Genomic DNA, 11,391 nt, shown 5'->3' on the forward strand with positions numbered 1-11,391 from the left:
CCATGGCCAAGCAAAAACTTGATTTGAATAACATCGGCGCGTGGCCGCGTTCATACCAACTCGGCTTCTGCGGTTTCGTGGTCGCGCTGATTGTCGGCCTGGCATGGTTGCTCTTGTTCCGTGGCCAATCCGAAGAATTGACCAACCTCGAGCAGAAGGAATCGGAACTGCGCGGCACTTTTGAAAAGAAGGCCTCCGACGCAGCCAATCTGGAGCCGCTCAAGGCGCAACTGGCTCAGATGGAAATCGACTTGAAGCAAATGCTCCGTCAGCTTCCGAGCCGCACCGAAATGCCGGACATGATTGTCGACATTTCCCAATCGGCGCTTGGCGCGGGCCTCCGGGTGGACAGCTTCAAACCGGGTGACGAGCACAAACAAGACGTTTATGCCGAGAAGCCGATCGATATTTCCTTGGCCGGCAGCTTCCACCAATTCGGTGACTTCATGAGCCGGGTCGCTTCGCTTCCTCGCGTTGTCATCATGAACATGACCAATGTGGCGCTGACACCGCGAGACAAGTCGAAAGGCGGCGGTCTCGAGATGAAGGGCACGGTCAAGACCTACCGCTACCTCGATGAGACCGAAGTGCAGGCCGATGCGAAGGCAGAAGCCGACAAGAAGAAAGCGGAGGCCAAGAAGTGATGAAGAACGCAAGCATCCGTTTGCAACGACTCGCCGTCATCGCGCTTGCCGCGATCTCGCTGGTCGCTTGTACGCGCTCGGTCACTTCCAGCCCGAACGAACCGAAAGATCTTGAAAAGTGGGTCAAAGACACGCGGGCGAAGCCGGGACAACCGCTCAAGCCCCTGGACCCGATCGCGCCTTTCGAAACGTTCGTGTACCAAGCCGGTACCTTGCCTGATCCGTTTGATTTGCAAGGCAAGGCCGATAGTCTGAGTTCCTCGCGGCCGGATTCCGGACGCCGTCGTCAGCCGCTTGAGGCGTATCCTTTGGATGCCTTGAAGATGGTCGGGACCCTCGGTCGCGGCAACTCGATTGTGGCCTTGATCATGGCGCCGGACAAAGTGGCATACCGGGTCCCGATCGGGGCTTATATCGGCCAAAACGAAGGCCGGGTAACGGTCATCCGTGAAGACCATATCGAACTGGTGGAGCTGCAACCCGATGGGGCGGGTGGTTGGCTGCAACGCAATGCAACGATTAGTTTGAACCAATAATGATTAGGGGAATGCACATGCAGTTCATCCACACTTCGCACGTTGTGGCCTTGAAATCAGGCAAAGCGGCACTCCTCGGGGCGATGCTTTCCTGCTTGGCTGCCGGCGCGCTCGCCCAATCGGGCTCGGCACCCCAGCAGGCGTCGATGCAACCCACGCAGCTGGTGCGACCGGCGTCTGCGGTTCGCGTCGAGAACGTCGACTTCAAGCGCGGCACCGACGGTTCGGGAAAATTGACCGTACGCTTCAGCGGTGAGGGCGCGACGCCGGATTTGCGTAACGCCGATGGCAACGTGATCATCGACCTTGGCAACGCCTCGGTGCCTGCGAACTTGCAGCAGCAGTTGAACGTCAAAGACTTCGCGACCCCGGTCAGCATTGTTGACACCCAACCGAACCGTCTCGTCTTGAATACAACGACGGCGTTCGAGTCGATGGCCTATCAGCACGGTCGCGAATATGTCGTCGAAGTGGTGCCGCGTACCACCGATCGTGCCGTCGGCAGCGTGGCGTCGGCCATCGCCGGTGCGCGTACAGCTGCCGCTGCACGTACACAGGCCTATCGCGGTCGTCCGGTCAACTACAACTTCCAAGACGTTCCGGTTCGCACCGTGTTGCAGCTCTTGGCAGAAGATACCGGCCTCAACATCGTGGCTTCGGACACCGTTCAAGGCTCCATCACGATTCGTTTGAACAACGTGCCGTGGGATCAAGCGTTGGACGTCATCCTGCGCGCCAAAGGTCTGGACAAGCGTCGCGACGGCAATGTGATTTGGATTGCACCGGCTGCTGAAATCGCCAAGACCGAGCAAGACAAAGAAGATGCCCGGATCGCATTGGAAAACCGTCAGGATCTCCAGACCGAGTTCGTGCGCGTCAATTACCACAGTGCCGTTGATATCTACAAAGCAATCACCGAAGCGAAGGGCGTCGGCGGTCAAAGCCAACAGGGTGGTGGCAGTAACGGCCAGAATCAGGATTCTGGCTTCCTTTCGCCGCGTGGTCGCCTCGTGGCCGATGGTCGCACCAACACATTGATGATCAGCGATATTCCGAAGCGTGTCGCTGAAATGAAGCGCTTGATCAATGAAATCGATCGCCCGGTAGACCAAGTCGTCATCGAAGGCCGTATCGTGATCGCGACGGAAAGCTTCGCGCGTGACTTGGGTGCGCGATTCGGCGTCGGTCGTCGCGGCGGCGGCAACAACCAGTGGGGTATAGGTGGTGGTGATGGCGGCGCTCGCGCCGTGATCGGCAACCCGGCTGCCAACACCTACAACTTCAACCTGCCGGCGGCATCGACCTCCACCGCAGCGGCCTTGGGCTACACCTTGCTCGGTGCGAACTTCTCGCTCGACATCGAACTGTCTGCGATGCAAACCGAAGGTCGCGGTGAAGTGTTGTCGAACCCGCGCATCCTGACCACCAATCAGCGCGAGTCGGTCATCCAACAAGGCAAGCAAATCGGCTACGTGACTGTCACCGCCGGTGCCGGTGGTATCGCGATGCCGACGGTCGCCTTCAAGGACGTCTTCCTCGAACTGCGCGTCACGCCGACCATCACCAACGACGATCGCGTGTTCCTCAACGTCAAAGTCAACAAAGACGAGCTGGACAGCTGGTTGAATACCTCGATCGGTCAAGTGCCGATTATCGCCAAGCGCGCTATCGATACCGCCGCGTTGGTTGAAAACGGTCAAACCGTTGTGATCGGCGGCGTTTACGAGTTCACCGATCAAGACTCGATCAGCAAAGTCCCCTTCCTTGCGGACATCCCGGTGATCGGCAACCTCTTCAAACAGAAGAGCCGCAACAAGTCGAAGGCCGAGCTGCTTATTTTCCTGACGCCGCGCATCCTGCACGTCAAACAAAATATGCACTGATGGCATCTGCCAAACGAACCACAGAAAACGGGGCCTTGCGGCTCCGTTTTCTTTTGCGTGAACGTCACGTCTTCCGTGAGGAACAAATAGACGTGCGGCAGGTCAAAATGGGCATTCCCCCGAATTGATGGACGTATCGACCGAATGAATGTCGCGGAAAACGCACTTTTGTCCCGCTTCCGGCAGCTGCAGTCAGAGCTCTCGGCACGTATTGTCGGTCAATCGCATCTGGTCGAGCGACTGCTGATTGCGCTGCTTGCCGATGGGCACTTGTTGGTTGAAGGCGCCCCCGGGCTTGCGAAGACCACGGCCATCAGGGCGCTCGCCGAACGGGTGGATGCGGCCTTCGCGCGCGTGCAATTCACGCCCGATCTCTTGCCTGCCGATCTGACTGGAACTGAGATCTGGCGTCCGCAAGACTCGCGCTTTGAGTTTGTGCCGGGACCGATCTTCCATTCGGTCGTGCTGGCCGATGAAATCAATCGAGCGCCTGCCAAAGTGCAGTCGGCACTCCTTGAGGCCATGGGCGAGCGCCAGGTCACCGTCGGGCGTCAAACCTATCCGTTGCCCGCACTGTTCTTGGTCATGGCGACGCAAAATCCCATCGAACAAGAGGGCACTTTCCCCTTGCCGGAGGCGCAACTTGACAGATTTCTCATGCACGTCGAAATCGGTTATCCGGATGCAAAGATGGAAAGTGAAATTCTCCGTATTGCGCGTGACAGCGCCCGGGGTGGCGGGACAGCGGCGTCCGGTCACACATCGCATACGTTGAACGAAACCGACATTTTCGCCGCTCGCGAAGCTGTGCTAGATGTCCACATGAGTGAGGCGCTAGAGCGCTATCTGGTGGAAATTATCATGGCGTCGAGAAAACCCGCGGCCTATGACGCCGAGCTTGCGAGAAATATCGCCTGGGGTGCGAGTCCGCGCGGTTCGATCGCACTCGATCGTTGCGCGCGTGCACGTGCTTGGCTGCAGGGTCGTGATTACGCGACACCGGATGATGTGCGCGATGTGGCGCCCGATGTGCTTCGCCACCGCATTTTGCCAAGCTATCAAGCCAGTGCCGAAGGATGGAGCGGCGGCAAACTGGTTCAAGCGTTGATCGATCGCGTGCCTTTGCCGTAAGGGCGCGAAGATGGCATTGGTGCGCACAAATGATTCGACGGGGCAGGATGTCACCGTGCCGACGGTGGAGGCACTGATCGCGTTGCGTGGCGAAGTCGCGCATCATCGGCCCGCGCGGCGTGCCCAGTCGATCAAGATAGGGCCGGCTTTGTCGCCTGTGCGCGGACGTGGAATGGAATATGCCGAATCACGGGATTATGTCGCGGGTGATGATGCGCGCCACATCGATTGGCGCCTGACCGCACGCATCGGTCGCGCGCACACCAAACTCTTTCAAGCGGAAACGGAACGAATCACCGCGGTCTTGATCGATCTGTCACCGTCCTTGTTTTTCGGGACGCGAACGCGATTCAAATCTGTACAAGCCGCGCGCGTGGCAGCCAGCGCGTTATGGAGCGCAGTACGTGATGGCGATCGCGTCGGCTTGGTGATTCCGGAGGGCACAGCCGCAAGTCCGCGCTTTGCTTCGGGTGTCCGCGGCGCGCTACCGTTGCTTCATGGGTTGGCGCAGGCCTATGCTGCGCCGCGCCCACGTGTGCAAGGGGCGCTCGTCAATCCTTTGTCATCGTTGGCCAAACGGCTTCGACATGGCGCGCGTTTGGTCATCGTCGCCGATGCACATTCGGTTGCCGAAGTGCCGGATACCGTCTGGTCGATGCTGCAAGGTATCGAGGTACATGTGGTTCTGATCGTTGATGCGTTGGAACAGCAGCCGCCAGCCAGCACTTTGCCTGCACGTGTCGGTGCCTCCCGCGTGTTCTTGAGGTTGGGACAAAGCGAAACAGCGACCCGTTGGCGTGACTATTTCACGACCCCGATTGAAGCCTTCAAAGTCACCGCAATGCGGCAGAGACTGCGAATCCACCTCGTGTCTACCGACGACAATGCCACGGAGTGGCTGCACGGGTTCAACGCACCGCAGGCACATGTCGCATGAGTCCCGGCAAGGAAATCGTCCTGCGTGACGTTCACGATGTACCGGTGCCGCCACTGTGGCCGCTGACCGCCGCGTGGTGGGGGGTCATTGTTTGTGTCCTGCTCGTGTTGATCGCACTCTGTTTGGGGCAATGGCGCATCCGGCAAAAACGTCTGCATGCAGAGCGGCTTTTTGACGAATCCGTCGCCAAGGCGACCTCGCCTGAGCAGAAATTGCAGATCATGTCGGAACTGTTGCGCAGATCGGCACGCAAGATCCGAGCCGATGCCGACACGCTGACCGGCAACGCTTGGCTTGAACTACTTGAAGCGGGAATGCCATCGGGCAGCTTCACCACCGAGCCCGGCAACCTCATTGCCTCAGGGCTTTTCATGGCGGATGTGTCAGCCGAAACCGTTGAGCAGATCGAAGCACGTGTACGCACGCGATTCGTCTCCTGGATGACCGGGCGATGATGGATGCGTTCCAGCTTTGGCACTTCGCGACGCCGCAGTGGTTGTGGGCGCTGCCATTGCCTGTGCTCATTGCGCTGCTTCCTGCTGTGCGAAAGTCCGGCGCCGCGGCACTGAAACATCCGGATCAATCACCCCTCAATGACATCGCTCAAGCATCAGTCGGGCGCGGCCGGGGATTTGCTTTACCGGTTCTTTTGCTCATTGCGTGGGTGGCCTTGTGTGTTGCTGCCGCGCGCCCGCAGAGTTTTGGGAATGCCATCCAACCCCCGGTCAGTGGGCGCGGCATGATGCTTGCGGTGGACTTGTCCGGCTCCATGCAAGAAGAAGATATGCAGCTGGGTGGGCGTGACGTCGATCGTTTGACTGCGGCGAAAGCCGTGATCTCGGACTTTCTCGACGCGCGAAGTGGTGACCGTGTGGGGCTCGTGGTTTTCGGTGACCGGGCGTTTGTGTTGACTCCCGTCACCTCGGATTTGAATGCGGTGCGCGAGCAGCTCGCCGACACCGTTGTGGGGCTGCCGGGGCAATCCACCGCCATTGGTGATGCCATCGCGCTGTCTGTCAAACGCTTGATCAAACTACCGACGCAGGCGCGCGTCCTTATCGTGTTGACCGACGGCGTGAATACCGCAGGGCAATTGACGCCTTTGAAGGCCGCGGAACTTGCCCGAGACAACAACGTGCGTATCCACACGATCGCGATGGGTGGTGACGGGATGGTGTCGATCTTCGGAATGCAATTGCCCGCAGGCGCGGGTGATGTGGATGAAGCTACCTTGTCAGAGATCGCGCGTATGACCGGTGGCCAATTTTTCCGGGCACGCGATACGGAATCGTTGGCGAAGATCTACGGAGAGATCAATCGGCTGGAGCCGACGCCGGCGAAAGCGCGTGCCATTCGACCGACGATCGAGCACTACTATTCGGCGCTACTCTTCGCTGCAGCCACTTTGTTGCTGTGGCTGTTGGTCGGCGGGTGGGTGAGGAGGCGCGAATGAGTGCGTTGCATTTCCTTCGCCCCGAATGGCTTTGGTTGTTGTTGGGTATTCCCGTGCTCGGCTGGATCTGGTGGAAAAGGCAACCTAACCAAGATCCTTGGACGGGCGTTGTCGATCCCGCATTGCGACCGTATGTGCTTGAGGACAATGCCGAGCGTCCGCGCGCTTGGCTCGGCCTGCTTTGGGCGTCGCTATTTGCTGCATTGCTGGTTTTGGCACTCGCGGGGCCTGCATGGAAGAAGCGTCCGCAGACCCTGGTGCAAACACGTACGCCCTTGGTCATTGCGATGGATTTGTCGCAGCGATCGCTTCAAGCCGATCTGCCGCCTTCGCGTCTCATACGCATGCGTGCGAAGGTCGCCCAGTTGCTCCAAGCACGGGCAGGTGCGCAAGTTGCGCTGGTGGTGTTTGCAGGAACGGCACACGCGGTCACCCCGCTGACAGACGACCCTGCCAACATTGAGGTGTTCCTGCCCGACTTGCAGCCGGCGATCATGCCCGAGGGCGGACAGTCGCCAGCGGCCGCCTTGCGATTGGCGAGAAAAATGCTTCGCGACAACGGTTACAACACGGGGGACATCGTGTTGCTGACGGACTCGGCCGACGCGGACGCCATCAAAGAGGCCGCTGTGGCGCATGCGCAGGGATACGACGTTTCCGCGTTGGGCGTGAATGCGACCTCATCCGGACTGCGGTCCGTGGCGCAATCAGGCGGTGGCGGTTATGCGGCAATGGCGGTCGGTCCCAGCGACATCGCAGAACTCGGATTGAACGTCGCGAAAGACGCAGACACAGCGGCGACAAAAGCCAAAGGCGCGGCGACTTGGGAGGATGGCGGTTGGATTCTCTTGCCGTTGCTTCTGCTGCTCTTGCTTCCAATGTTCCGACGCGGCGCTGTGGCGTTGGTTTTGGTGCTCGGCTTTTTCTCCTCACTTTCGCCGTCGGCTCAGGCGGCGGATGTGTGGCGACGCAAAGATCAAGTGGAATATGCGCAGATGAAGCAAGGTAATGACGCCTATCGACAGGGTCGTTATGAAGACGCCATCAAAGCCTATTCAAAGGTGGACACCGCCGAAGGACACTACAACTTGGCAAATGCATTGGCGAAAAGCGGGAAGTATCAAGAGGCGCTCAAGGCCTACGACCGATCGCTGCAGATGCAACCCAACAATGCGGATGCCATCGCCAACCGGGAGACGGTGGCACGCGCTGCAAAGCGCAAACCCCCGCAAGGCAACAACCATCGACAAAATCAGAGCCAGCCACAGCAACAGGGCAATCAGAAACAACAGCAACAACAGCAGCAGCAACAACAGCAACAACAGCAGCAACAACAGCAGCAACAACAGCAGCAACAACAACAACAGCGACAATCGTCAGGCGATCAAACCCCGTCATCCGCTTCGCCGTCCCAAGCTCAACCTGGCGCCGAACCAAACACCGCTCCCGATCCCAAAGCACAGGCGGAGGCCGATGCCGCGCAAAAAGCACGCATGGCCGCCGCGCGCAACGCGCAGCAGAACGGCCAAGACAAAAAAGCCGCGCAAACTCGCGCAGAGACCCCTGCCGAACGCGCCGCAAGGCAAAGAAGCGCACCGGTGTTGAAGAGGATTCCGGATGATCCCGGAACCCTGTTGCAACGCAAGTTCTTGCTTGAATATCGCGCGGGTAAAGGCCGATGAAGCGATTGTGCGCACTCGTTTGCCTCGTTGCAGGTCTTTCGTCGCCGATGCTCTTGGCGGACACGCGTGCGTCCGTCAACCGCACGTCGATCCATGCCGATGAAAGCGTGCGCTTGGTGATCGAGACTGACGCACGGCAAGCGCCTGACGAAACGGCCTTCGCCAGAGATTTCGTCATCACCGCACGTTCGACGGGACGCAGCGTCAGTTATGCCGGTGGACGCATGCGATTGTCCACGCGCTACGAATACGAACTGTCGCCCCGCCGCGAGGGCCGCATCGTCATCCCGTCATTGCGAGTGGGTAACGACAACACCTCGGTCCTTGTCGTTGATGTGTTGAGCGGCAGTACAAGCAATGGCAGAAGCCCGAACGACTCGGCGGCAAGCAGCACGCAGGATGTGTTCATTCGGACCACGGTGGATAGCCGGCAACCGTTCGTCCAACAGGGTGTGTTGATGACGGTGCGTTTTTATGTCGGTCGCTCGATGATCGATGCGGCATTGGATCAGCCATCCATTGATGGCGCGTCAATGCAGCAAGTGGCCAGTGACGTTCAAACGTCTGAAAACCTCGGTGGTCGAAATTTCCAAGTCGTGACACGGCAGTATTGGGTGGTGCCGGATCGGCCGGGACGACTCCGAATCCCCGGCGCGCGCTTGGTCGGCACCACTGCGGGTGGTTTCTTCGATGAGGCCTTTGGTGACGGTCTCGAACGCGTCAATGCCGTTGCCGATACCTTGGTGCTCGATGTTCAGCCCCAACCAGCGGATGCGCCGGCTGATTGGTTGCCCATTCGCCATTTGGGACTGCGTTACTTGACGTTGCCGAATAGCGAAGTCGGTGCGGAAAAGCCAGGCCGGGTGGTCATTGAAATGGTGGCAGATGGCGCGATGCCGGCGGATTTGCCGAGCTTGGATCTCGATGCCAACAACGCGGCGCAGGTCTATCCGGAGCCAGCCGAATCCAAATTTGCCATTCGCAACGGACGCATGATCACCACCGTGACGCGCGCGTTTTCGGTTCTCCCAACGCAAGCGGGTGACATTCGCCTCACGGTGCCGCCCATCGATTGGTGGAATACCGCAGAGCGACGCCACGAGTCGGCGGCGTTAGCGCCTCAAGTCTTGCGTGTGTCGGGCGACGCAACGTTTTCCGCCGACGGCAATAAAACAACGGCGGCTGGCAAAAATGTAGATGCGCCGCGACCTGTGCTTCGGCAGGTCGTCATTGGGTCGTTGATGGCGGTTGTTCTCGCGGCCCTCGCTATCGCCGCGTGGATTGGGATCAAACGCCGCAGCAAGACACCACCGCCCACGCGAAGCGGGCGAGGGCACTCTCTGCCTGCGGGCGCGCCGGTGGATCAGATGAAACCCGAACCCCTGTCTGTCGCGTTGTCGTCCGGACAGTTGCCGCGCATTGCGGCGGCACTTTGCGCACTCAGCGAGCCGCCAACAACGCGCCTGGAGGTCATCCCTGCGCGTCTTGCCAATGCGCAACAACAGGAGGCGGTCAACGCGCTCGAGGCCGCGCTATGGGGCGGCGCGGATGTGGAAAAAGCCCTCGGCCTGTTACGCAGCGCGTTTTCCACAAAGCCTGAATGGGTGAAAGGGCTGCCCGAGCGAGATGACACCGGCCTGCCGCCACTCTATCCGACCGCATAGCCCGCCCTACCTTTTGTTAAGCTCGCTCACTGATACGTTTCAGGAACGCGCATGCATCTGGATTCAACTCCCGCCGAAACCGGCAAGAAGGGCGGTCTCGCTTTGCATATCAAAGTGCTGATCGGCTTCATTCTCGGCACCGTGCTGGGCCTGGTTGTGCATGCATCCATGGCAGATGCCTCATGGGTGCACATGCTGATTGAATACTTCACCAAGCCCTTCGGTCAGATCTTCCTCAATCTGCTCTTCATGCTCGTCGTGCCCTTGATGTTTTCCGCACTCGTATTGGGCGTGGCGGAATTGGGCGACATTGCTTCGCTCGGCCGATTGGGTTGGAAAACCTTGACCTATACCGCCACCGTCACGGCCGCTGCGGTGGGTATCGGTTTGCTCTGCGTCAATGTGTTCCAACCGGGTTCGCATATGGACCCGAACCTCGTGCAACAAGCGATGAGCAATGCGCAGGCAGGTGAAATTGTCGATAAGGGCAACGCGCTGAACTTCATCGATCTGATCGTCAATATTGTTCCGCACAACATCGTCGGCGCGATGGCCGACGACAAGCAAAAACTGGGCATCGTGTTCTTTGCACTGATGTTCGGCATCGGCCTCGTGATGAAGCCGACGCCCGGTACGCGCGCGTTCAAGAATGCGATGCACGGGTTGTTCGAGATCTGCATGCACTTGATCGGCATGTTCATCAAGCTGGCGCCGTATGCAGTTGCTGCATTCATGTTCAACCTCACGGCGCAGCTGGGTCTTGAAGTCATCAAGAGCCTGGCGTGGTTCGTGATCACCGTGTTGGTGGCGCTCGCCATTCACGGCTTCGTGGTGCTGCCGCTTTGGGTGCGCATCATGGGCGGCATGGGCCCGCGCACGTTCTTCCGCGGTACGCAGGAAGCGACCCTCACGGCATTTGCCACGGCCTCTTCGACGGCAACCCTGCCGGTGACCCTGCGCGTCGCCGAAGAAAATTTGAAGTTGCCGCGCAAAGTGTCGCGATTCGTGCTGACGGTGGGCGCATCGGCGAATCACCACGGCACAGCTTTGTTTGAAGGCATCACGGTGCTCTTTCTGGCGCAGGTGTACAACATGCATCTGCCGCTCAGCACGCAGCTGATGGTGCTGGTGTTGTGCATCTTGGGCGGGATCGGCACGGCGGGTATTCCGTCAGGCTCCCTGCCGGTGATCGCCATGATTTGCGGCATTATCGGTTTGAAGCCTGAAGGCATCGGCATCATCCTCGGGGTGAATACCTTCCTCGATATGTGCCGCACAGCGTTGAATGTGACCGGTGATTTGGCCACTGCCGTGGTCGTCTCCAATCGCAGTGGTGAGACCGATTTGCCAGATGACGACACCATGGCGCATTTGGAAGAAATCGTGCGCTGACGCTGCATCCCGCATACGCATGTGCCGTGATCCGATCCGGCGCATGTGGGAGAATAGAGGTGCCCGTGG

General features: G+C 59.3%; 10 protein-coding genes. All 10 read left to right on the forward strand.

Annotated elements, in window-relative coordinates:
* Nucleotides 1–2 precede the first annotated feature (2 nt).
* The gene (locus H8L67_RS02375) at nucleotides 3–644 is read left to right on the forward strand and encodes a type IV pilus inner membrane component PilO (RefSeq protein ID WP_220380193.1); all 642 of its coding nucleotides are present in this window, start codon (nucleotides 3–5) and stop codon (nucleotides 642–644) included.
* Nucleotides 644–1,180, forward strand: coding sequence for a pilus assembly protein PilP (locus H8L67_RS02380; protein ID WP_220380194.1), 537 nt, complete (start codon nucleotides 644–646; stop codon nucleotides 1,178–1,180). The genes H8L67_RS02375 and H8L67_RS02380 overlap by 1 nt, the downstream gene beginning before the upstream one ends.
* A gap of 17 nt (nucleotides 1,181–1,197) precedes the next feature.
* Nucleotides 1,198–3,063 (forward strand): type IV pilus secretin PilQ, encoded by a 1,866-nt coding sequence (locus H8L67_RS02385; protein WP_220380195.1) that lies wholly within the window; start codon nucleotides 1,198–1,200, stop codon nucleotides 3,061–3,063.
* Nucleotides 3,064–3,207: 144 nt separating this feature from the next.
* A complete protein-coding gene (locus H8L67_RS02390; RefSeq protein ID WP_220380196.1) occupies nucleotides 3,208–4,194 on the forward strand; it encodes an AAA family ATPase in 987 nt (328 codons plus the stop codon).
* 19 nt (nucleotides 4,195–4,213) lie between these two features.
* A complete protein-coding gene (locus H8L67_RS02395; protein ID WP_220380197.1) occupies nucleotides 4,214–5,131 on the forward strand; it encodes a DUF58 domain-containing protein in 918 nt (305 codons plus the stop codon).
* A complete protein-coding gene (locus H8L67_RS02400) occupies nucleotides 5,128–5,586 on the forward strand; it encodes a DUF4381 domain-containing protein (RefSeq protein WP_220380198.1) in 459 nt (152 codons plus the stop codon). The genes H8L67_RS02395 and H8L67_RS02400 overlap by 4 nt, the downstream gene beginning before the upstream one ends.
* Nucleotides 5,583–6,584 carry a vWA domain-containing protein gene (locus tag H8L67_RS02405; RefSeq protein WP_220380199.1) on the forward strand — a complete coding sequence of 334 codons (1,002 nt, stop codon included), beginning with the start codon at nucleotides 5,583–5,585 and terminating at the stop codon, nucleotides 6,582–6,584. The genes H8L67_RS02400 and H8L67_RS02405 overlap by 4 nt, the downstream gene beginning before the upstream one ends.
* Nucleotides 6,581–8,266 carry a vWA domain-containing protein gene (locus H8L67_RS02410; protein WP_220380200.1) on the forward strand — a complete coding sequence of 562 codons (1,686 nt, stop codon included), beginning with the start codon at nucleotides 6,581–6,583 and terminating at the stop codon, nucleotides 8,264–8,266. The genes H8L67_RS02405 and H8L67_RS02410 overlap by 4 nt, the downstream gene beginning before the upstream one ends.
* Nucleotides 8,263–9,930 (forward strand): BatD family protein, encoded by a 1,668-nt coding sequence (locus H8L67_RS02415; RefSeq protein ID WP_220380201.1) that lies wholly within the window; start codon nucleotides 8,263–8,265, stop codon nucleotides 9,928–9,930. Before H8L67_RS02410 ends, H8L67_RS02415 begins: the two co-directional genes overlap by 4 nt.
* Before the next feature lie 51 nt (nucleotides 9,931–9,981).
* Nucleotides 9,982–11,322, forward strand: coding sequence for a dicarboxylate/amino acid:cation symporter (locus H8L67_RS02420; protein ID WP_220380202.1), 1,341 nt, complete (start codon nucleotides 9,982–9,984; stop codon nucleotides 11,320–11,322).
* Nucleotides 11,323–11,391 lie beyond the last annotated feature (69 nt).

Origin of the sequence: Lysobacter soyae (genome assembly GCF_019551435.1) — a bacterium.
Classification (GTDB): Bacteria; Pseudomonadota; Gammaproteobacteria; order Xanthomonadales; family Xanthomonadaceae; genus Solilutibacter; species Solilutibacter soyae.